The sequence below is a fragment of the Phytobacter sp. V69 genome (assembly GCF_965644215.1).
Lineage (GTDB): Bacteria > Pseudomonadota > Gammaproteobacteria > Enterobacterales > Enterobacteriaceae > Phytobacter.
Genome location: NZ_CBFFRL010000046.1, coordinates 1 through 21579 on the forward strand (window position 1 = coordinate 1; position 21579 = coordinate 21579).

Below are 21579 nucleotides of genomic sequence, written 5' to 3' on the forward strand. Positions count from 1 at the left end.
TTCCTCATTCAGAGTCAAGCATTTAATTTCGCTTTTCTCTGTCGGGATTCTCAGGAGAACCCCGCTGACCCGGCGGCTTGTTTGCCGTTGTTCCGTGTCAGTGGAGGCGCATTATAGGGAGTTCTTCGGAAGTGACAAGCATAAAATTCAAAAAAATTATCGTTCGCTCAAATTTCATTCATAGCGCCGGTTAAACAGGCGTTTTGCTGTTTAACTGAGCGATTTTCCGAGCAAATTCCGTCACCTGCGGCCAATCGGTGTAGACAACTTCTTTACTGGTATCCGTTTCGCCTCCCGTCATCTTCATAATGAGCTGAATCATCAGACGGTCAAACCAGCGATAACGGGGATAGCGCAGCGCACCCGCAAACACCACGCACTCATCAGGGCGCCACGGTGAACTCAGCAAAAACTTGCGGGTGTAATTATTGGTCTGCGGGGTACGCTTCTCAGGCTTGCGCGCAACGAGGTTCACGGAGAAGAACGCGCTCGGCAGCGCATTGAGGTTTTTCTGGTGCTGCTTAACAAAACTCTCCAGCGCGGGATTGAAATGCCCATAACGAATAGACGCACCAATAATGACGCGTTCATAGGCAGGCCAGTCAATCGTTTCGACGCGATGAAGGTTGAGCACGTCGGCGCTCACCCCCAGTTCACTGAGTTGCGAGGCCAGATAAGCGGCAATCTCGCGCGTTTGTCCATCGCGGGTAGAAAACAATATTAACGTTTTCACGTATAGCTCCCTTATTCACGCCAGAAGGTCGGTGTAAACAGTACCAATAAGGTAAAGACCTCAAGACGACCAAACAGCATATTGGCTATCAGGATCCATTTCGCAATCGGGTTCATGCTGGCGAAGTTGTCCGCCACCACACCAAGCCCCGGCCCCAGATTATTGAGCGTCGCCACCACAGAAGCAAATGCGGAGAAGTCATCCACACCGGTTGCGATGATCGCCAGCATGCTGACGATAAACACCAGGGCATAAGCAGAGAAGAACCCCCATACCGCTTCAAGGATACGTTCCGGCAGAGCACGATTACCCAGTTTGATGCTATATACCGCATTCGGATGCACCAGACGTTTCAGTTCACGGTTGCCCTGTTTGAACAGCAGCAGGATACGAATCACTTTCAGGCCACCGCCCGTCGACCCCGCACAGCCCCCGATAAAGGCCGAGCAGAGCAACAGCACCGGCAGAAATAGCGGCCAACGCGAAATACTGTCAGTCGTAAAGCCTGCGGTCGTCGCCATCGACACCACCTGGAAGAAGGCCTGGTTTAGCGTCGTCATCGCCGAACTGTACACATTGTGGAACCACAGCATCACGGTGCAGATCACCACCAGCGTCAGCTGCACGCCGATGAACATGCGAAACTCAGGATCGCGCCAGTACACTTTCAGGCTGCGGCCGCTGAGCAAAGAGAAGTGCAGGCCATAGTTACAGCCAGAGATCAGCAAGAAGATGGCAATAATGGTGTTAATGGTAGGACTGTCGAAGTAACCCACGCTGGCATCATGCGTCGAAAAACCGCCAATCGCGATGGTTGAGAAGCTGTGCCCAATCGCGTCGAACGCAGGCATACCGGCAAACCACAGCGCCAGCGCACAGGCAATGGTCAACAATACATAGATGAGCCACAGCGTTTTCGCCGTTTCGGCAATACGCGGGCGCATTTTATTGTCTTTCAGCGGGCCCGGCATTTCAGCACGATAGAGCTGCATGCCCCCGACACCCAGAATAGGCAGAATCGCCACCGCCAGCACGATGATCCCCATACCACCAAACCATTGCAGCATCTGGCGATAAAAGAGAATCGCATGGGGTAAGGAGTCCAGCCCCACCAGCGTGGTGGCCCCGGTGGTCGTTAAACCCGAGAACGATTCGAAGAAGGCATCCGTCACCGTCAGGTTCGGGCTTTCAGAAAAGATAAACGGCAGCGCCCCCACGCTACCCAGCACTGTCCAGAACAGCACAACAATCAGGAAGCCCTCGCGTGATTTCAGCTCACTCTTTTCACGGCGGTTCGGCCACCACAGCAGGGAGCCAATCGCCAGCGCGACAAAGAAGGTCTGTGTGAATGCCCTTCCTGCGCCATCACGATAGATCAGTGCAACCAGCCCTGGCAGAATCATCGTCCCGGAAAAAAGGATGATCAGAAGTCCAACAATTCGGGTTATGGCACGAAAATGCATCTCTGCCGCTTCCTTAGGTACGCAAAAATTAGGTGGGGATTATTCTTCAATCTTGTGTAATTGCAACGCACCGCGACTGAAATCAGCAAGTTTTGTCGAAAAGGCAGCCAGTTCAGATTGCGGAAGTGCCACCCGAAGCCGAACAAAAGCCTCGAACTCACTGGCCACGACCTTGCCGGAAAACTGCCCCAGCAGCGTTTCAATTCCGGCCAACTGCCCATATTCACACTGCAAAGTATATTCGGTTAATGGCGTCTTGCGCAGCGTCGTCAACTGCGCAAGCGCCTGGCTCACACCACCACCATAGGCTTTTACCAGGCCGCCAGTGCCCAAGAGCACACCACCGTAGTAACGCACCACCACGGCGGCGATTTCCCCGACGCCGCTCCCCATAAGCTGGGCGAGCATCGGTTTACCGGCGGTACCCGCAGGTTCACCATCGTCCGAAAAACCCAACTGTTGCGAATCATTCGGCGGCCCGGCAACCCAGGCCACACAGTGATGTCGCGCATCCGGGTGCTCCGCACGGACTGACTCGACAAACACCTTCGCCGCTTCCACACCCTCAGTATGGGCCAGGAAGGTGATAAAACGGCTTTTCTTGATCTCTTCAACGAAGGTGACCGGCGCAGCCGGTATCAGCCAGCTTTCCATTACGCCAGTTTCAGATCACGCGTCATGTTTTCGATGCTGTTTTCGTGAATAACCACGTTGTCTTCGATACGAATGCCACCGAACGGTTTAAGCGCCTCAATTTTCTGCCAGTTGAAGTGCTTGCTGAACTGACCTTCACGCCACGGCGCCAGCAGTGACTCAATAAAGTAGATACCCGGCTCGATGGTCAGCACCATGCGCGGTTGCAGCACACGGGTGCAGCGCAGGTAAGGATATTTAGACGGTGCGGCCAGATGCGTACCGGCATCATCCTGCATGAAACCGGCGACATCATGTACCTGCAGACCCAGCGGGTGACCAATACCGTGCGGCATAAACGGCCCGGTCAGGTCGTTTTCAACCATCGCCTCTTCACTCATATCAGAGATGATTTGGTGTTTGCGCAGCAGCTTCGCAATACGCTGATGGAACTGGAGGTGATACTCGGTGTAGTTAACGCCCGCCTTCATCGTGGCGATCAGCGCCAGTTGCTCATCGTTAACGTCTTTCACCAGATGGGCATAGTCGTTATCGCTATGCGCCGACCAGGTACGCGTCAGGTCTGCAGCGTAACCGTTGTATTCCGCCCCCGCATCCAGCAGGAAACTGCGCATCTCCGCCGGCACGCGGTGATCCAGTTTGGTGTAATGGAGTACGGAAGCGTGCTCATTGAGCGCCACGATATTGCCATAAGGCACATCGGTGTCGCGGTGTCCGGTCGCCGTCAGGTAAGCCTGGTTGATATCAAACTCACTCATCCCGGAACGGAATGCCTCTTCCGCCGCGCGATGGCCGATGACCGCCGTTTTCTGCGCTTCACGCATACAGGCCAGCTCATAATCGGTTTTATAGGCACGATAGTAATGCAGGTAGTCGATCACCCCTTTCGGGTTGACGTTGCTGGCGGCAATATCCAGCGACAGTGCGCGCTCCGGTACCGGACCGATATACCCGATATTACCGCGCGCGGCAGGCAACTGGCTGCCAATACCATCGGCTTTCGGCAGAGCAATCACCTCAACGTCTTCGGTCCAGAAGGAAGTCGGCAGCGGCTCAACGTTGTGCCAGTAATCAACCGGCAGGTAGAACCACAGCTTCGGTTTGTTAACGCCGTCCACCAGCAACCAGCAATTTGGAACCTGTGTTACCGGCACCCAGGCTTTAAACTGCGGGTTGACCTTGAAAGGGTACGGATGGTCATCGAGAAAGACATTGAACAGTTCGCCGGAGTGAATCAACAGGGCGTCCAGTTTAAAGCGGGCCAGCACGTCCCGGGTACGTTCCTGTAGCGTAACAATATGATTTTTATACAGCGCGGCCAGTGAGTCCATCATTCTTCCTTCTGTTTTTTTGACCTCAAGTTTTTGCATCTTAGCACACCTGATCCCGGCAGGGTGATTTCGACTGAGCGTGATCAAACCAGCAATTTTTTAAAGAAAAATTTGCAATTTGTTAACATAAAAACCACACTCCGCTTCATCTGGTATGACCAGATCCCTTGCTGGATTCAGGAGACCGACATGCTCTACAAAGGCGATACCCTATATCTCAACTGGCTGGAAGATGGCATTGCCGAACTGGTATTCGATGCCCCCGGGTCGGTGAATAAGTTAGACACGGCAACCGTGGCCAGCCTCGGCCAGGCGCTGGACGTGCTGGAAAAACAAGCGGATTTAAAAGGCCTGCTGCTGCGTTCAGAAAAAGCGGCGTTTATTGTCGGTGCCGACATTACCGAATTCCTCTCACTGTTCCTGGTTCCGGGAGAACAACTGAGTACCTGGCTGCACTTTGCTAACAGCGTCTTTAGTCGCCTAGAAGACTTGCCCGTGCCGACCATCTCCGCCGTCAACGGCTACGCACTGGGTGGCGGCTGTGAATGTGTCCTCGCCACTGATTACCGTTTAGCGACTCCGGACCTGCGCATCGGCCTGCCGGAAACCAGGCTGGGCATCATGCCGGGCTTTGGCGGTTCGGTACGTATGCCGCGCCTGCTGGGTGCAGACAGTGCGCTGGAAATCATTGCCGCCGGGAAAGATGTGGGTGCCGATCAGGCGCTGAAAATCGGTCTGGTCGATGGCGTTGTACAACCGGAAAAATTAAAAGCAGGTGCGTTAGCGATTTTGCGCCAGGCCATTAACGGCGACCTCGACTGGAAAGCCAAACGTCAGCCGAAACTGGAACCACTGCATTTGAGTAAAATTGAAGCCACCATGAGCTTCACCATTGCCAAAGGCATGGTCGCGCAGACCGCCGGAAAACATTACCCGGCACCGATGACCGCCGTGAAAACCATTGAAGCCGCCGCCCGTTTGGGACGCGACGAAGCACTGAAACTGGAAAACCAGAGCTTTGTCCCGCTGGCCCATTCCACCGAGGCGCGTGCGCTGGTTGGTATCTTCCTGAACGATCAGTACGTTAAAGGCAAAGCGAAGAAACTGACGAAAGACATTGAGACCCCGAAACAGGCCGCCGTACTGGGCGCAGGCATTATGGGCGGCGGTATCGCTTACCAGTCTGCCTGGAAAGGCGTGCCGGTTATCATGAAAGATATCAATGACAAATCGCTGATGTTGGGGATGAATGAAGCGGGCAAGCTGCTGAATAAACAGCTTGAGCGCGGCAAAATCGATGGTCTGAAACTGGCGGGCGTGATTTCCACGATTCACCCTACCCTCGACTATGCCGGATTTGAGCGCGTGGACGTGGTAGTCGAAGCGGTTGTCGAAAACCCGAAAGTCAAAAAGGCTGTGCTGGCGGAAACCGAAGACAAGGTGCGCCCGGATGCCGTTCTGGCGTCGAATACCTCTACCATTCCTATTTCCGAACTGGCAAGCGTGCTCAAGCGCCCGGAAAACTTCTGCGGGATGCACTTCTTTAACCCGGTACACCGTATGCCGCTGGTTGAAGTGATTCGCGGCGAGAAAACCTCTGACGACACCATTGCCAAAGTCGTGGCATGGGCCAGCAAAATGGGCAAAACACCGATCGTGGTGAACGACTGCCCGGGCTTCTTCGTTAACCGCGTACTCTTCCCTTACTTTGCCGGCTTTAGCCAGTTGCTGCGTGACGGCGCGGATTTCCGCAAAGTCGATAAAGTCATGGAAAAAGTCTTTGGCTGGCCGATGGGCCCGGCATACCTGCTGGACGTGGTCGGTATCGACACGGCGCATCACGCGCAGGCCGTCATGGCGGCGGGCTTCCCGCAGCGGATGCAGAAAGATTATCGCGATGCTATCGACGCGCTGTTCGACGCTAGTCGCTACGGGCAGAAAAATGGCCTTGGCTTCTGGCGCTATAAAGAAGACAGCAAGGGCAAACCGAAGAAAGAAGAAGACGCCGAAGTGTATAGCCTGCTGGCAGAGGTTAGCCAGCCGAAGCGCGACTTTAGCGACGATGAGATTATCGCCCGCATGATGATCCCGATGGTCAACGAAGTGGTGCGCTGCCTGGAAGAAGGCATTATCGCCAGCCCGGCAGAAGCCGACATGGCGCTGGTCTACGGTCTCGGTTTCCCTCCGTTCCACGGCGGCGCGTTCCGCTGGCTGGATACGCTCGGCAGCGCAAAATATCTCGATATGGCGCACCAGTTCCAGCATCTCGGCCCGCTGTACGAGGTTCCGGCCGGACTGCGCGAGAAAGCGCGTCAGAACGAAGCGTATTATCCCCCGGTTAATCCAGCCCGCCCGGCTGGTGAGCTGAAAACGGCTTAAGGAGTCACGATGGAACAGGTTGTTATTGTTGAGGCAATTCGTACCCCGATGGGCCGCTCAAAAGGGGGCGCGTTTCGTAACGTACGTGCAGAAGATCTCTCCGCACACCTGATGCGTAGCCTGCTGGCGCGCAACCCGGCGCTTGAAGCCGCCGCGTTGGACGACATCTACTGGGGCTGCGTGCAGCAGACCCTGGAACAGGGCTTTAACATCGCCCGCAACGCCTCACTGCTGGCGGAGATCCCCCATTCGGTTCCCGCAGTCACTGTTAACCGTCTGTGTGGTTCGTCGATGCAGGCGCTGCACGACGCGGCGCGCATGATCATGACCGGTGATGCACAGGCGTGCCTGGTCGGTGGCGTGGAGCATATGGGCCATGTCCCCATGAGCCACGGCGTGGATTTTCATCCAGGCATGAGCCGTAATGTGGCGAAAGCCGCAGGGATGATGGGCCTCACCGCTGAAATGCTCTCACGAATGCACGGTATCAGCCGCGAAATGCAGGACGCGTTTGGCGCGCGTTCTCATGCCCGCGCCTGGGCCGCCACGCAGTCTGGAGCATTTAAAAACGAAATCATTCCCACCGGCGGCCACGATGCTGATGGCGTATTAAAGCAATTTAATTACGACGAAGTGATCCGCCCGGAAACCACCGTCGAGGCGCTCTCAGCCTTAAGACCGGCGTTCGATCCGGTTAGCGGTACGGTCACCGCCGGGACCTCTTCTGCGCTGTCCGACGGCGCATCGGCCATGCTGGTGATGAGTGAAAGCCGCGCCCGCGAGCTGGGGCTGAAACCACGCGCCCGCGTACGCTCCATGGCCGTTGTCGGATGCGATCCGTCCATTATGGGTTATGGCCCGGTTCCGGCATCGAAGCTGGCGCTGAAAAAAGCGGGCCTGACCACCAGTGATATCGACCTGTTCGAAATGAATGAGGCATTTGCCGCGCAGATCCTGCCGTGCATTAAAGATCTGGGGCTGATGGAGCAGATTGACGAGAAGATCAACCTCAACGGCGGTGCGATCGCACTCGGCCACCCGCTGGGGTGTTCCGGTACGCGTATCAGCACCACCCTGCTCAACCTGATGGAACGCAAAGACGCCCAGTTTGGTCTGGCAACCATGTGCATCGGGCTGGGTCAGGGGATCGCGACGGTGTTCGAGCGGGTATAAATACGCACTCCAGTATCGTAGGCCGGATAAGACGCACCTGCGTCGCCATCCGGCATGTTTGCCGGGGGCGCTGCGCTTGCCCGGCAAACAAACCATCCTACAACAACGTTTAGTTGCCGTTTTCCCGCCTGTCAGGGGCGGGCTTTTTACTTCGCATCCCCCGTCTAATCCCTTAAAATAAATATGGACTTTTTTTAATACAAGGGAATGAAATGAAGAAAATCACGCTGGTATTCTCCTGCCTTTTGGCGCTGTTATCTGCCCCAGTAGGAGCAAATGAAGAGGGAAGCCAGGAGCTGGTCATGGCACAGCGCTGCCTGACATCTGGTCTCGAGAAACTCAAAGCCAATAATCCCGGATTACACGCTAAATTGCAGGCAGCAATCCCGGACCCCAGTACAGCCATCCTTGAACGCTTTGATGAAAATATTGGCAGCCAGCATATTGCGACACTCGTGACAGCAAGTCTCAAGACGGATCATGGCGTTACAGGGGAAATGTTGTGCTTACTGGAAAACGACGAGCCGCTGTTCGTTGATTTCCACAATTTGGATGAGTAATTGCAGAAAACCACCACCTCCATGAAGTGGTGGTTTTTGGGGAAGGCTCAAATAAACGCGAAGGCGTCACCGAACAGACGGTCTTCACGCGCACCACGTTCATTGCAGAACAGGTCGCGGGCGATTTTCGCCATCTCAAAGCGTCCGGCGATATAAATATCATGCTCCGCCAGCGTACCGAAATCCTGCAATACTGCAGTCAGTACGGTTCCGCTGCGGCCACGCCAGTTCTCTTCCGGCTGCTCAACAACCGGCACCACGCTCAGGTTCGGGTGATCAACGGACAGCGCTTCCAGCTCGGACAGATCGTACAGGTGTTTCTCTTCGCGCCCACCCCAGTAAATGGTGATGTCACGGTTCGGGTTTTGCTCAAGCGCAGTCAGCAGAATGGAACGCGCGTAGGAGAAGCCAGTCCCCCCGGCAATCAACACCAGCGGACGTTCTTCATCGTCACGCAGCCAGGCGTCACCGTGTGGAAGATCCACAACGATTTCTCTGTCTTTCAGGATGCGGTCCATGACCGCCATGGCGTAAAGATTTAATTCTGACGCGCCAATGTGCAGCTCGATAAAGTCGTGCTGGCTCGGCGTGGAAGCCAGAGAGAAGGGGCGTTTGTCTCGTTCATCCATCACTACCATTAAGTACTGGCCAGCGCGAAAAGAAAAAGCCGCTTCCGGCACTAAACGGACGCGATATACGGTATCGGTGATGGCGTCTACCGAGGTCACTTTACAGCTTAAGGTTGTCATGCGCTCCCTCTGTCGGGTTCATACTCGTTGTCGTAATGTCTGGCGAAAAACGGCGGCGCGTCAGGCGCCTTTACCGTCACTAAAAATGGCCAGTTCATCCCAGATGGCGTCGATACGCGCCGTCACGTCAGGATCCTTCCTGATGGGGCGTCCCCACTCTCGATCGGTTTCACCGGGCCATTTGTTGGTGGCATCCAGTCCCATTTTTGAGCCAAGTCCGGAAACCGGCGAGGCAAAGTCCAGGTAATCAATTGGCGTGTTTTCTACCAGCACCGTGTCCCGAGCCGGGTCCATACGGGTGGTGATCGCCCAAATCACATCGTTCCAGTCACGCGCATTGACGTCGTCGTCACACACAATCACGAACTTGGTGTACATAAACTGGCGCAAGAACGACCAGACGCCCATCATGACGCGTTTTGCATGACCTGCGTACTGTTTCTTCATGGTGACGACGGCAAGGCGATAGGAACAGCCTTCCGGCGGCAGATAAAAATCGACGATTTCCGGGAACTGCTTTTGCAGAATCGGGACGAACACTTCATTGAGTGCCACACCCAGCACGGCAGGTTCATCCGGCGGACGTCCGGTGTAGGTCGAATGGTAAATCGCGTCTTCACGCTGAGTAATATGCGTGACGGTGAAGACCGGGAAGTTGTCGACCTCGTTGTAGTAACCCGTATGGTCACCATAGGGGCCTTCTGGCGCCATCTCTCCAGGCTCAATATAGCCTTCCAGCACCATTTCCGCACTGGCCGGGACTTCTAAATCATTGGAAAGACATTTGACGACTTCGGTTTTGGTACCGCGCAGTAAGCCGGCGAAAGCATATTCCGACAGGGTATCCGGCACGGGCGTCACCGCCCCCAGAATGGTCGCCGGGTCTGCACCCAGGGCCACAGAGACCGGGAAACGTTCGCCAGGATGTGCCGCGCACCACTCCTGAAAATCGAGTGCGCCGCCGCGATGGGACAACCAGCGCATGATCAGCTTGTTTTTGCCAATCCGCTGCTGGCGGTAAATGCCTAAATTCTGCCGCTCTTTATGCGGCCCGCGTGTAACCGTCAGCCCCCAGGTAATCAGCGGTGCGACGTCATCAGGCCAGCACTGCATGATAGGGATTTTGGTGAGATCGACATCGTCGCCCTGCACCACTTTTTGCTGGCAAGGCGCACCGCGCAGCCGTTTGGTCGGCATGTTCAGCACTTGTTTAAACTGGGGGAGCTTATCGAAAAGATCGCGAAAGCCTTTTGGCGGTTCCGGTTCTTTCAGGAAGGCCAGTAATTTACCCACTTCTCGCAGGGCACTGACGTCTTCCTGCCCCATACCCAACGCAACCCGACGGGGCGTACCAAACAAATTGCACAGCACCGGCATCGTGTACCCTTTCGGGTTTTCGAACAGTAACGCCGGCCCCCCCGCACGCAGGGTGCGGTCGGCAATTTCCGTCATCTCCAGATGGGGATCCACCGGTAACGTAATGCGTTTTAGTTCGCCCTGCTGTTCAAGCAGCGTCAGAAAATCACGTAGGTCATGGTATTTCATGGGGTTTATAATGGCCTCTTGCTAAGCGCTCTATTATACGGTGTTCATCTTCACGTTGCTGTAATTTTGTTAAATCAAGGTGAAAGAGGACGGTAAGTATTGTCGCCAGTTATAATCAACTTACCCATCGCCTTAGGCTTTTGGTATGCTTGCTCACCGAACTTTCGGAAAAGAACATTATGCAATCCTGGTATTTACTTTACTGCAAACGAGGCCAGCTCCAGCGCGCCCAGGAACACCTTCAACGCCAGGCGGTAAGCTGCCTGACGCCAATGATCTCGCTGGAAAAAATAGTTCGTGGTAAGCGTACCCTGGTGAGCGAACCGCTGTTCCCAAACTATATGTTTGTGGAATTCGACCCCGAAATCATTCACACCACGACGATTAACGCCACTCGCGGCGTGAGCCACTTTGTTCGTTTTGGCGCAAGCCCGGCCCTGGTTCCCTCGACGGTCATTCACCAGCTTTCCCTGTATAAACCCGAGGGCGTTACCGACCCTGAAACGCCGTATCCCGGCGATAGCGTAGTCATTACCGAAGGCGCGCTGGAAGGTTTAGAGGCCATCTTTAAAGAACCAGACGGCGAAGCCCGCTCCATGCTACTGCTTAACCTGCTGAATAAACAGGTACTACAGAGCATCAAAAACACCGACTTCCGTAAAGTCTGATCCCGCGTTAAAGCCCAATGCCAAACAACGTCTGCACGTTTTGATTCGTCACGTCGCTAAGCCATTGGGCATCTTCACCGCGCAGCTGCGCGACACAGGCCAGGATATGCCCCAGATGTACGGGCTCGTTGCGCCGTGACGCCGGTTTCGGCGACAGATCGCGTGGCAGCAAATACGGTGCATCCGTTTCAACAAACAGACGATCGGCGGGAATGTGCGGCAACACCTCGCGCAGCTCCAGACCACGTCGTTCATCGCACACCCAGCCGGTAATACCCAGATAGATGCCCCGCGCCAGACACTCCTGCGCTTCACGTAGCGTACCGGTGAAACAGTGCAGTACCGCACCGGGTAAGCGAGGAAGCCACGGATCCAGCAGTGCCAGAAAACGGTCATGAGCATCGCGACAGTGTAAAAAGACCGGCATTGCGAGTTCTGCCGCCAGCGCCAGCTGCGCGGAGAAAGCCCGCTCCTGCTCTTCAGGGGGCGAGAAATTGCGGTTGAAATCGAGCCCACACTCGCCAATCGCTACCACTTCTGGCTGCATAGCGAGCTGGCGGATGGCGCTGGCCGTTTCCTGCGTCCAGCTACTGCTGTCGTGCGGATGCACCCCGGCGGTAGACCAGCAGCGTGGGTAGTATTTCGCCAGTTGCTGCGCCTGTTGGCTTTCATGCAGATTAGTGCCGGTAAGCAACATGCCGTTCACACCTGCAGCCTGCGCACGCGCCACCACCTCATCACGATCTTTGGCAAATTGGGAACTGGTGAGATTCACACCGATATCAAACATACAGCGCTCCAGACAACAACCGCCCTGACGGGCGGCTGGATTTACTCTTCTGTGGTGGTTTCGTCTTCGCCTTCATCAGGCTGTCGACGCTTGCCCGTGTAGAAGCGCGCGAAGAAGACGCCCACCTCAAACAGACAGTACATGGGGATTGCCAGCAGCGTCTGAGAGAAGACATCCGGCGGCGTCAGCAGCATGCCTACCACGAATGCGCCTACCAGCACATACGGTCGTTTCTGGCGCAGCGATTGCGGTGTAGTGACGCCCATCCAGCACAGCAGCACAATGGCGACGGGGACTTCAAACGCGACGCCAAAGGCCATAAACAGCCCCATGACGAAATTCAAATAGCTGGCAATGTCGGTCGAGACCAGCACGCCTTCCGGTGCCGTGTGCGTCAGGAAACCAAACGCCAGCGGGAACACCACGAAATAGGCGAAGGCCATACCGATATAGAACAGCAGCGAACTGGACACCAACAGCGGGATGATCAGACGACGTTCATGTTTGTAGAGCGCCGGAGCCACAAACGCCCACACCTGATAAAGAATGACCGGTGCGGAGAGAATCAGCGACACCATGAAGGTCAGTTTGATCGGCGTGAAGAACGGCGATGCCACATCGGTTGCGATCATCGTCGCGCCCAGCGGCATCTGTTTAATCAATGGCGCAGAGACAATCTGATAGATGTCATTGGCAAAATAAACCAGCGCCAGAAAAATCACGATAACGGCAATAATGCAGTTTAACAGGCGCTTACGCAGCTCAATCAGATGCGTGATGAGCGGTTGAGTATCATCGACAGCCATGTTCAGGATTTATCACTTGAAGAAGAGGTCGCCTCAGAAGCCGTTTTCGCTTCTGCGGCCTGAATGACGGTTTTTTTCGCTTCCGGCGCATCCTGAATATCAGGAGCTTGCTCCGGTGCGCTGGCCTGTGCCTCTGCCGTCGCCGGCGTGACGCCTTCGTGCTGCGCTTCGTTGCCTTTTACCACCGGGTTATGGATGGTGTTCGCTTCATCGCTGCTCTTTTCTGGATCGTGAGCGGTGTATGAGCGTTTCATCGACTCAGCCGCCTCGCGCAGTTCATCCATTGACGCCTTCAGTTCCGGCGTGAGGTTGTCCAGGCTGGCTTTCTCGACCTTCTTGAGGCTGTCCTGAAACTCCTGCAGCTTAAGCTCCTGAGTCAGCTCATTTTGCACCGTCGTTGCCAGAGAGCGCAGCGCGCGGATCCAGCCCATGACAGTACGTACCGCAACAGGTAAACGCTGCGGCCCCAGAACGACCAGGCCGATAATGAAGACTAATAACAGTTCGCCGAAACCAATATCGAACACAGATTACACCTGTTCTTTGTCGTGACGCTTTTCATCTTTCTTCGCGTCTTCTTGCTTTTCAGCAAGCGATTTAGCCGTGAAATCCGCATCCTCTGCAGATTTGTCTTTGTCTTGTTTGTCGTCATCGCTGATGGCTTTCTTAAAACCTTTGATTGACGCGCCAAGGTCGGAACCGATAGAGCCAAGCTTCTTCGTTCCGAACAGCAGCACAACAATCACTGCAATGATCAATAACTGCCAAATACTGATACCACCCATACATAGTCCTCTGTAAGAGATGATGAAAAACAAGGCACAGTATACGTTACCGCGCCTCCCGGGGGCGATGTCAAAATCAGCGAGTTTTGCGCCAGCCGACAATCCAGGTTAACACACCGCCTGCCATTAACCAGCCAGGGGCAAGCCCCCATTCCGGGCGGTTAATGAGTAATAATGTGCCACTTAACAGCAACGTGGCGCCAATGCCAAATAAATAACGGGATTGCCCCTGGCGCACATGATTTGTTTGCAGTTCGGTCGCGATTTTATCAACACTTATCTGTAGTTGTTTGCCGTGGCGCAAACTGTTGTAAATCAGTTCAGGAAGTTCTGGCATTTTTTCGATCCAGAACGGTCCTTTCTCTTTCACCGCCTTCAACAGCGCCGGTAAACCCACCTGATCTTTGATCCACGATTCCAGGAATGGTTTCGCCGTTTTCCATAAATCCAGCTGTGGGTAAAGCTGACGTCCCACACCTTCAATATAGAGCAAGGTTTTTTGCAGCAGCACCAGCTGCGGCTGCACTTCCATATTGAAGCGACGCGCGGTGTTAAACAGGTTCAGCAGCACATGGCCAAAGGAAATCTCTGCCAGCGGCTTTTCAAAAATCGGTTCACATACGGTACGAATCGCAAACTCGAAATCTTCAACATTGGTATCCGGCGGCACCCAGCCAGAATCAACGTGCAGTTCGGCAACTCTGCGGTAGTCACGGTTGAAGAAGGCAATAAAGTTTTCCGCCAGATAGCGCTTATCTTCTTTGTTCAGCGACCCAACGATACCGCAGTCAATACCGATGTATTGCGGGTTCTCCGGGTGTTCATAGCTGATAAAGATATTGCCAGGATGCATGTCGGCATGGAAAAAGCTATCGCGGAAGACCTGGGTGAAGAACACCTGTACACCACGTTCGGCCAGCAATTTCATGTTGGTGCCGTTTTTCTCCAGCGCCACCACGTCCGACACCGGAATGCCGTAGATGCGCTCCATCACCATCATGTTCTGACTACAGTAGTCAGGATACACCTCGGGGATATAGAGCATCGGGCTGCCTTCGAAATTACGACGCAGCTGAATGGCGTTCGCCGACTCACGCAGCAAATCGAGTTCGTCGATCAGCGTTTTTTCGTATTCGCGCACCACTTCTTGCGGACGCAGACGACGCCCGTCCGGCAACAGACGCGGCACCCAACCTGCCAGACGATAAATCAGTTTTAAGTCCGCTTTGATTACCGGCAAAATATCCGGGCGGATAACCTTAATCACCACCTCTTTGCCGTTCTCTTTCAGCCGCGCGGTATGCACCTGGGCAATGGACGCAGACGCCAGCGGCTCGATCTCGAAATCATCAAACCACGCGTCAACGGGCAAGCCGCCCATCGCTTTTTCAATCTGTTGTTTGGCGAGTGCACCATCGAAAGGCGCGACCCGGTCCTGCAGCATCGCCAGCTGATCGGCGATATGCGGCGGGAAGAGATCGCGTCGGGTAGACAGCATTTGCCCGAATTTAATCCATACCGGACCCAGCTCCTGCAACGCCAGACGTAAACGCACCCCAAGCGGTTGATCTTTATGCTGGTTTGGCATCCAGAACAACATGCGCCGCCAGATTCGCAGCGGCAACGTGATACGCATTTTTGGGATTAGCTCATCAAGGCCGTAACTTAAAAAGGTCTGGACGATGAAATAGAGGCGCCGTATTTCTCCTGGCGTCATTTGCCCTCCAGTTTAACCAGGCGCTTGCTTAATGCGTCCACCGCACGTTCCACTGCGGCGGTTTCTTCCGCAAACCAGGCCACTTCCAGTGCACCTGGCGCAAGACGCCATTCTTCGGTCAGGACTTCTGCAACATAGCGCTGCTGGCGCTCAAAGCCGTGGCGTACCAGAAATGCGCCGTTACGCAGCGCTTTGCCGATCCCTTCGGCTGCGACATCGCCCGTGTACGGGGCCAGCAGTTCCGCGATATCAAACTCGGCCAGATCCATCAGCGCAACGAGATTCTGCACCACCTGAATATCGCCCTGCACTTCCAGCTCGCCCGAGCGAATCAGCGCGGTCAGCCGTTGCCTGTCACGCAGGGTGGGCAAAACGCCAAGCTGGGTGATGACCGTACAGTCGGCCTCACCTTCCCATTCGCCCAGCACGTCAACCTGGCGTTCACTAAAGGCCAGCACCAGCGGCGAATTGAACCCTTTTAGCTCAATGCGTAAGACTTTGTCACGCAGACGCTGTCGGGCCGGTTTTAAGGCTTTCTCACGGTAAATAAAAGTATTAAACACACGTTCAATACCCGCATTCACCAGGGGCTTAAAGGGCATATAAACTCCTGTCAGAACTTATAGCCACGATGCAGCGCAACGACGCCTGCGGTCATGTTGTAGTAATCGACGTTTTCAAAACCTGCGGTCTGCATCATCGCTTTCAGGGTTTCCTGATCCGGATGCATACGGATAGATTCCGCCAGATAGCGGTAGCTTTCCGCATCGCTGGCCACCAGTTGCCCGATACGCGGCAGCACGTGGAAGGAGTAAGCGTCGTATATCTTGCTTAGCGGCTCAATAATCGGCTTGGAAAATTCCAGCACCAGCAGGCGTCCGCCCGGCTTAAGCACGCGGTACATGGAACGCAGCGCGTTTTCTTTTTCAGTAACGTTACGCAAACCAAAAGAGATGGTGATGCAATCAAAGGTGTTATCCGGGAACGGCAACGCTTCGGCATTCGCCTGAACATATTCAACGTTGCCGATCACGCCGATATTGCGCAGTTTTTCACGGCCCATTTTGAGCATGGACTCGTTAATATCTGCCAGCACAACCTGGCCCGTTTCGCCAACCAGACGGGAGAATTTTGCCGTCAGATCGCCGGTCCCTCCGGCCAAATCGAGAACCGTTTGCCCACGACGCACGCCGCTGCAGTCGATCGTAAAACGCTTCCACAAACGGTGGATGCCCATCGACATCAGGTCGTTCATGACATCGTATTTTGCGGCTACCGAGTGGAATACGTGTGCCACCATCTCGGCTTTCTGATCTTTGGCGACGGTCTGATAACCAAAGTGCGTCGTCTCTTTTGAATCTTCCGCCATCTTAGTGCCTGCTATTGAAGAAAATGTTCGTGAAGTGTAACAGATTGGCCGCGTTTGCCCTACGTTTCAACCCCCGCTAAACAGTTCGTTAAGACCCTGTTCGAAAAGCGTCGCAGGCGAATCGGTTGTTTTTATTGTGAACCGGGAGAGGACCAGGCGGAGGAAATACGGATTAATCCCGTGTCGGGAAAGCGCAGATAGACAAAAGGCCGGATATACCGGCCTTCATGCAGAAGCAACGAATTACAGCAGGCGACGCGCGGCTTCTACCACGATTTTCACCGCATGGCTTTCCGTTTGCTTCATGGTTTCCGCGTTCGGAATTTCCTGCTGGGTACGGTTGACGATAACACCCGCCACCATCCCGGCACGCAGGCCCTGGCTGGAACACATGGTCAGCAACGTTGCGGATTCCATTTCGTAGTTCATCACGCCCATCGACTGCCACTCTTCCATGGAGCCTTTGTAGCGGTTCACCACGCGGCCGGAGAAGGTGTCATAACGTTCCTGGCCCGGGTAGAAGGTATCGGAAGAAGCGGTCACGCCGATATGGGTGGTTGCACCAACCTCTTTCGCCGCTGCCACCAGCGCGGTGGTGCACTCGAAGTCAGCGACAGCCGGGTATTCCATCGGTGCAAAATGCAGGCTCGCGCCGTCCAGACGAACGGATGCGGTAGTCACCAGCACATCGCCAACGTTGATATGTGGCTGAATAGCGCCCGTTGTCCCTACACGCAGGAAAGTGCGGATACCCAGTTGGGCCAGCTCTTCTACCGCGATAGAGGTTGACGGACCACCGATACCGGTGGAGCAGACGATGACTGGTTTGCCATCCAGTTCAGCACGCCAGGAGGTGAACTCGCGATGAGATGCCAGCTTAACCGGCTTATCCATCAGCGCGGCGATCTTTTCCACACGCTCTGGATCGCCAGGAACGATAGCCAGCGTAGCCCCTTGTAAATCGTTCTTAGTGAGGCCGAGATGAAAAACATCAGACTTGGACATAAAAACTCCTCTGTGGTCAGGGTTAGTCAGAAGAAGCAAAACGGTACTTTACAGAAGACATGCGCGCAATTTCGTGACTGAGATCTCCACGATGCAATTTGTTTGCATGAAATTTCCATAAAATAGTGATGAACATCACATTAACACATTCAGCATTACAGCCCTGCTCCAAAGATAGCCTTTTTCGCACAGGATGATTTGCTTCCTGTCGGACTATAGTTATAGAAGCCCTAAATAAAGGGTATGGAGAACGCCATGACAACAAATACATTACCGGGCTACGCACCGGCGGCATCACCTCACGCTTCAACCTCATTGCACACCCCGGAAGACGCCATCATCACAGGCGAAACCACGATCCCGACTCAGGGCGATAGTATGCCGGCCTGGCACGCCCGGCCAAAAGAGGCGAGCGGCCCGCTCCCGGTGGTGCTGGTGATTCAGGAAATCTTTGGCGTCCACGAACACATTCGCGACCTGTGTCGCCGTCTCGCCCTGGAAGGTTATCTGGCCGTCGCCCCGGAACTCTATTTTCGTCAGGGCGACCCGAATGATTTTGCTGATATCCAGACCCTCTACGATGGGCTGGTAATGAAAGTGCCCGACGCGCAGGTACTGGCCGACCTCGATCACGTCGCCAACTGGGCGGCACGCAATGGCGGCGATGCCCATCGACTGCTGGCGACCGGATTTTGCTGGGGTGGGAGAATTGTCTGGCTGTACGCGGCGCATAACCCACAGTTGAAAGCGGCGGTAGCCTGGTATGGAAAACTGGTGGGGCAAAAATCGCTGAATTCACCGAAGCATCCGGTAGACATCGCCACCGACCTCAATGCGCCGGTACTCGGTCTGTATGGCGCGCAGGATACGGGGATCCCGCTGGACACCGTCGATACCATGCGCCAGGCGTTACGTGCTGCCAACGCCCACGCCGAAATAGTGGTTTACCCTGACGCCGGCCACGCCTTTAACGCCGATTACCGTCCCAGCTACCATGAAGAGTCCGCCAAAGATGGCTGGCGTCGGATGCTGGACTGGTTCGCCCAGTACGGCGGCGTTAAACGTTAATCCCTTCCGATGCGGTGCAGCACAGGATAGCCTTACCTGTGTTGCCCGCAGCACTTCTTGTATTTCTTACCGCTGCCGCACGGGCAACTGTCGTTACGATTAACGCTGCGATTGGTCGGCTGCGCGGCAGCGCGCTGCTCTTGCGCCACCCACTGCATGATGGCCGCAGGCGGATAGCCATCGGCCAGGATTTCACGCCAGACGTTCATATAACGCGTAATGTGCTGGAAAAAGTGTTTATAGCCCGCGCAGAGATAGTTATGGCCGGGATGGCCCGTCGGCGAGACCGCGAAGCGGTGCTTCGGGCAGCCGCCATGGCAGACAAAGCGAAAATCACAGCGGCGGCAATCGGGGGTCAGCGTATCACGCTTTGCCTGACCAAACGCGATCGCCTGCTCGCTGTTATTCATCTCTTCAATGCTTTGCTGGTGAATATTGCCCAGTAAATGTTCCGGGTAGACAAAGTGGTCGCAGTTATAGAGGTCGCCGTTCGACTCCAGGGCAAAGGCATGGCCGCAGGTTTCTGAATGGACGCACAGCACCGGTGGCTGCCCGGTCCAAGCCGCCAGCGCGACATCAAACATCTGCACGGAAACACGCCCCACATCACGGCGGATCCAGACGTCAAAAATGTGATTCAGAAACTCGCCGAACTGCCATGACGGCACCGTCCAGGGGGCCAGCGACGCGGCACTTTCACCCGGCAGAACCAGGTTAAGCACCGATGACTCCGTGGTACTCATTCGTTCAACCAACGGAATAAACTGCATGTGGCGTGAGCCAGCGGCCAGCAGAAAGTCATACACTTCCCGCGCATGACCCACGTTATGCTTGCCCACCACCGTCAGGGTATTGAATTCAACATGATGCGCTTTCAGTAGCGCCATTGCCGCCACCACCTGCTCATGCGTGCCTTTCCCGGCCCGGTTCACCCGGTACTGGTTATGCACATGTGCAGGCCCATCAATAGACAGGCCAATCAGGAAGCGGTTTTCAGCAAAAAAGCGCGCCCACTCGTCGTTAAGCACGATACCATTGGTTTGCAGGGCATGTTCAATCTTCTTGCCGTTGGCGTACTTATCGCACAGCTCAACCACACGACGAAAGAACGGCAGCCCCATCATGGTGGGTTCCCCGCCCTGCCAGGCGAAGATCACATGGTTGCCGCTTTGGGCGGCGATATGCTGCGAAATATAGGTTTCGAGGGTGTCATCCGACATGCGCCAGTTTTTGTTGCGCTCAGGGTAAAGCGCCTCTTTTTCGAGGTAAAAACAGTAGGTGCAATCAATGTTACACACCGAGCCCGTTGGTTTTGCCATTACATGGCACCCGGCTACCGCCATATCAAAAATGCCCTCTGTATCAAATTGAACAGTGCAGGTAATGCCAGTGACAACGACGCCAGACAGAGTGCCGCGCAGATAAGCCGTTTTGCCAGCAATGAAGAACCTGTTGTTAGCTCGACATCGGCAAACACGGTTTTTTGCCGCCAGTATGAAATCACCACCAGCGCGAGTCCCAGTATGGCAGCCACGGCGCTGATCATCATAAATACCGCCTCGCCGCGTACAAACGCCAGACGCACGGGCACCAATGCAACAACCAGCACAGAAAAGACCGTTCTTTGCCAGGCGAGAACCGTTCGTTCCGGCTGCAGGCCAGATTCGCGAAGACGCAGAGGGGCACTCATAACAGAATCAGCATGGCGAGCGTCAGCAAAATGGTGGCAGCCAGACCGCCACTTAACCACAGCAGCATACGCGGATAGGTGAGCGCCGCATCATTACGCATCGCCCGTTCATTGCCCACCCACCGCCGCCAGGCATATCCGGCAAGCAGAGCGGCCATCACACCCAACACGGCAACCAGCAGATCGCGCGCCCCGGCAGGCGCCAGGTTTGTTGCCAACTGATCGATACCAATGGCCGCCGCCATAAAGGCCAGCGCCGTACGGATCCAGGCAAGAAAAGTGCGTTCATTGGCCAGCGAAAAACGGTAATCCGGTGATTTTCCCTGCGTGTGCCACGTCATCGGCTGTTCTCAACAATGTACTGATAGCAACTGGCGAGATGCTTGGCGACGCCGAACTCCACCAGTTCACCGCGCTCGTTATAGCCCCGGCGGGTTTTCACCAGCACCGGCTCAGCGGCACTGATTTTCAGGATCTCGCAGTCAACTTCGCTGGGTAATTCGGCGGTAATGATGTCCTGATAACTGTCGATATTCTCATCCCGCAGTTCCAGCAGGCTGTAGAGGCCACCGTCAAACGCCTCAAGCGTTAACGCCCCCAGGCGCGGCGTCAACCAGATGTAATTCACCTGCGCGGGCTGTTCATTCTGGCGAAAGATGGTGCGAATCAGGCGGGGGATGGCTGTGTTACCATCCAGCGCGAAGGCCCGCGCCACGTCGTCCGGCGGGAGCAGCAGTTCCAGCTTCAGGTTGTTGCGTGAAATGGGATGCTGCTGTTGACCGTCGACCAGGCGAATACGCGTTTTGACATCCTGCTTCTCTGAGGTACTGATAACCATCGTGCCAATGCCCGCCTGGCGCTTAACCAGCCCTTTTGCCGCCAGTTCCGCCAGCGCGCGGCGCGCGGTGATCCGGCTGACGCCAAACAGCTCTTCAAACTCGGCTTCGGTCGGCAGGACATCATTCTTTTTGTATTCCCCCGCTTTCAGCCTGGAGAGCAGAATGTCATACAGTTGGGAATACAGTGGCTTGGCGCCGCGAGAATAATCCAGTTCTTCTTTCATTGACTTACCTACTCCTGACATCCCCGGCCGT

The 21579-nt window shown here is 55.1% G+C and carries 23 protein-coding genes; 5 read left to right on the forward strand and 18 right to left on the reverse strand.

Annotated elements, in window-relative coordinates; translation table 11 throughout:
- Positions 1 to 190: 190 nt before the first annotated feature.
- From hemG to pepQ, 4 genes are read right to left on the reverse strand one after another with little or no spacing between them, the layout of a single operon-like run.
- Complete coding sequence (gene hemG / locus ACSZPU_RS08745) at positions 191 to 733, reverse strand: menaquinone-dependent protoporphyrinogen IX dehydrogenase (RefSeq protein ID WP_498997630.1); 543 nt, start codon at positions 731 to 733, stop codon at positions 191 to 193.
- 11 nt (positions 734 to 744) lie between these two features.
- Positions 745 to 2196 (reverse strand): Trk system potassium transporter TrkH, encoded by a 1452-nt coding sequence (gene trkH / locus ACSZPU_RS08750; protein ID WP_039077071.1) that lies wholly within the window; start codon positions 2194 to 2196, stop codon positions 745 to 747.
- A 39-nt stretch (positions 2197 to 2235) separates the two neighbouring features.
- The gene (locus ACSZPU_RS08755) at positions 2236 to 2850 is read right to left on the reverse strand and encodes an IMPACT family protein (protein WP_498997632.1); all 615 of its coding nucleotides are present in this window, start codon (positions 2848 to 2850) and stop codon (positions 2236 to 2238) included.
- Positions 2850 to 4181 carry a Xaa-Pro dipeptidase gene (pepQ, locus tag ACSZPU_RS08760; RefSeq protein ID WP_498997688.1) on the reverse strand — a complete coding sequence of 444 codons (1332 nt, stop codon included), beginning with the start codon at positions 4179 to 4181 and terminating at the stop codon, positions 2850 to 2852. Before pepQ ends, ACSZPU_RS08755 begins: the two co-directional genes overlap by 1 nt.
- Positions 4182 to 4370: 189 nt before the next feature.
- On the opposite strand from pepQ, the gene fadB reads away from it, so the two are divergent.
- From fadB to ACSZPU_RS08775, 3 genes are all read left to right on the forward strand, one after another.
- Entirely contained in the window at positions 4371 to 6560 is a 2190-nt protein-coding gene (gene fadB / locus ACSZPU_RS08765) for a fatty acid oxidation complex subunit alpha FadB (protein WP_498997634.1), read from the forward strand.
- 9 nt (positions 6561 to 6569) lie between these two features.
- Complete coding sequence (gene fadA, locus ACSZPU_RS08770) at positions 6570 to 7733, forward strand: acetyl-CoA C-acyltransferase FadA (RefSeq protein WP_498997637.1); 1164 nt, start codon at positions 6570 to 6572, stop codon at positions 7731 to 7733.
- Between the two features lie 212 nt (positions 7734 to 7945).
- Positions 7946 to 8293, forward strand: coding sequence for a hypothetical protein (locus tag ACSZPU_RS08775; protein WP_498997640.1), 348 nt, complete (start codon positions 7946 to 7948; stop codon positions 8291 to 8293).
- Between the two features lie 47 nt (positions 8294 to 8340).
- Here ACSZPU_RS08775 and fre read toward each other — a convergent pair whose 3' ends face one another.
- Positions 8341 to 9042 carry an NAD(P)H-flavin reductase gene (gene fre / locus ACSZPU_RS08780; RefSeq protein WP_498997642.1) on the reverse strand — a complete coding sequence of 234 codons (702 nt, stop codon included), beginning with the start codon at positions 9040 to 9042 and terminating at the stop codon, positions 8341 to 8343.
- Between the two features lie 60 nt (positions 9043 to 9102).
- Positions 9103 to 10596: a 4-hydroxy-3-polyprenylbenzoate decarboxylase gene (gene ubiD, locus ACSZPU_RS08785; RefSeq protein ID WP_498997690.1), complete on the reverse strand. Its 1494-nt coding sequence runs from the start codon at positions 10594 to 10596 to the stop codon at positions 9103 to 9105.
- Between the two features lie 170 nt (positions 10597 to 10766).
- Here ubiD and rfaH point away from each other — a divergent pair, with 170 nt between their 5' ends.
- The gene (rfaH, locus tag ACSZPU_RS08790) at positions 10767 to 11255 is read left to right on the forward strand and encodes a transcription/translation regulatory transformer protein RfaH (protein WP_498997644.1); all 489 of its coding nucleotides are present in this window, start codon (positions 10767 to 10769) and stop codon (positions 11253 to 11255) included.
- Positions 11256 to 11262: 7 nt separating this feature from the next.
- Here the strand turns inward: rfaH and tatD are convergent, their stop codons facing one another.
- The 8 genes from tatD to udp all read right to left on the reverse strand — a co-directional run bounded on the left by tatD (position 11263) and on the right by udp (position 17727).
- Entirely contained in the window at positions 11263 to 12045 is a 783-nt protein-coding gene (tatD, locus tag ACSZPU_RS08795) for a 3'-5' ssDNA/RNA exonuclease TatD (protein ID WP_498997646.1), read from the reverse strand.
- A gap of 41 nt (positions 12046 to 12086) precedes the next feature.
- Positions 12087 to 12851 (reverse strand): Sec-independent protein translocase subunit TatC, encoded by a 765-nt coding sequence (gene tatC, locus ACSZPU_RS08800; protein WP_498997649.1) that lies wholly within the window; start codon positions 12849 to 12851, stop codon positions 12087 to 12089.
- A gap of 2 nt (positions 12852 to 12853) precedes the next feature.
- Positions 12854 to 13378 carry a Sec-independent protein translocase protein TatB gene (tatB, locus tag ACSZPU_RS08805; protein ID WP_498997650.1) on the reverse strand — a complete coding sequence of 175 codons (525 nt, stop codon included), beginning with the start codon at positions 13376 to 13378 and terminating at the stop codon, positions 12854 to 12856.
- Positions 13379 to 13381: 3 nt separating this feature from the next.
- Positions 13382 to 13636 (reverse strand): Sec-independent protein translocase subunit TatA, encoded by a 255-nt coding sequence (gene tatA / locus ACSZPU_RS08810; RefSeq protein WP_498997653.1) that lies wholly within the window; start codon positions 13634 to 13636, stop codon positions 13382 to 13384.
- 76 nt (positions 13637 to 13712) lie between these two features.
- The gene (gene ubiB, locus ACSZPU_RS08815; protein WP_498997656.1) at positions 13713 to 15353 is read right to left on the reverse strand and encodes a ubiquinone biosynthesis regulatory protein kinase UbiB; all 1641 of its coding nucleotides are present in this window, start codon (positions 15351 to 15353) and stop codon (positions 13713 to 13715) included.
- Positions 15350 to 15955: a ubiquinone biosynthesis protein UbiJ gene (ubiJ, locus tag ACSZPU_RS08820; protein WP_498997658.1), complete on the reverse strand. Its 606-nt coding sequence runs from the start codon at positions 15953 to 15955 to the stop codon at positions 15350 to 15352. Before ubiJ ends, ubiB begins: the two co-directional genes overlap by 4 nt.
- Positions 15956 to 15966: 11 nt before the next feature.
- Positions 15967 to 16722 (reverse strand): bifunctional demethylmenaquinone methyltransferase/2-methoxy-6-polyprenyl-1,4-benzoquinol methylase UbiE, encoded by a 756-nt coding sequence (gene ubiE / locus ACSZPU_RS08825; protein WP_498997660.1) that lies wholly within the window; start codon positions 16720 to 16722, stop codon positions 15967 to 15969.
- Positions 16723 to 16965: 243 nt separating this feature from the next.
- The gene (gene udp, locus ACSZPU_RS08830) at positions 16966 to 17727 is read right to left on the reverse strand and encodes a uridine phosphorylase (protein WP_498997662.1); all 762 of its coding nucleotides are present in this window, start codon (positions 17725 to 17727) and stop codon (positions 16966 to 16968) included.
- Between the two features lie 255 nt (positions 17728 to 17982).
- Here udp and ACSZPU_RS08835 point away from each other — a divergent pair, with 255 nt between their 5' ends.
- Positions 17983 to 18795, forward strand: a complete 813-nt coding sequence (locus ACSZPU_RS08835; protein WP_498997663.1) for a dienelactone hydrolase family protein — start codon at positions 17983 to 17985, stop codon at positions 18793 to 18795.
- A 32-nt stretch (positions 18796 to 18827) separates the two neighbouring features.
- Here the strand turns inward: ACSZPU_RS08835 and ACSZPU_RS08840 are convergent, their stop codons facing one another.
- Genes ACSZPU_RS08840 through ACSZPU_RS08855 form a run of 4 tightly spaced genes read right to left on the reverse strand, consistent with a single transcriptional unit; the run spans position 18828 to position 21548 of the window.
- The gene (locus ACSZPU_RS08840; RefSeq protein ID WP_498997665.1) at positions 18828 to 20138 is read right to left on the reverse strand and encodes an anaerobic sulfatase maturase; all 1311 of its coding nucleotides are present in this window, start codon (positions 20136 to 20138) and stop codon (positions 18828 to 18830) included.
- Positions 20129 to 20485 (reverse strand): DUF202 domain-containing protein, encoded by a 357-nt coding sequence (locus ACSZPU_RS08845; RefSeq protein ID WP_498997668.1) that lies wholly within the window; start codon positions 20483 to 20485, stop codon positions 20129 to 20131. The genes ACSZPU_RS08840 and ACSZPU_RS08845 overlap by 10 nt, the downstream gene beginning before the upstream one ends.
- The gene (locus ACSZPU_RS08850; protein WP_498997670.1) at positions 20482 to 20826 is read right to left on the reverse strand and encodes a YidH family protein; all 345 of its coding nucleotides are present in this window, start codon (positions 20824 to 20826) and stop codon (positions 20482 to 20484) included. Before ACSZPU_RS08850 ends, ACSZPU_RS08845 begins: the two co-directional genes overlap by 4 nt.
- Positions 20823 to 21548: a GntR family transcriptional regulator gene (locus tag ACSZPU_RS08855; protein ID WP_498997671.1), complete on the reverse strand. Its 726-nt coding sequence runs from the start codon at positions 21546 to 21548 to the stop codon at positions 20823 to 20825. Before ACSZPU_RS08855 ends, ACSZPU_RS08850 begins: the two co-directional genes overlap by 4 nt.
- Positions 21549 to 21579 lie beyond the last annotated feature (31 nt).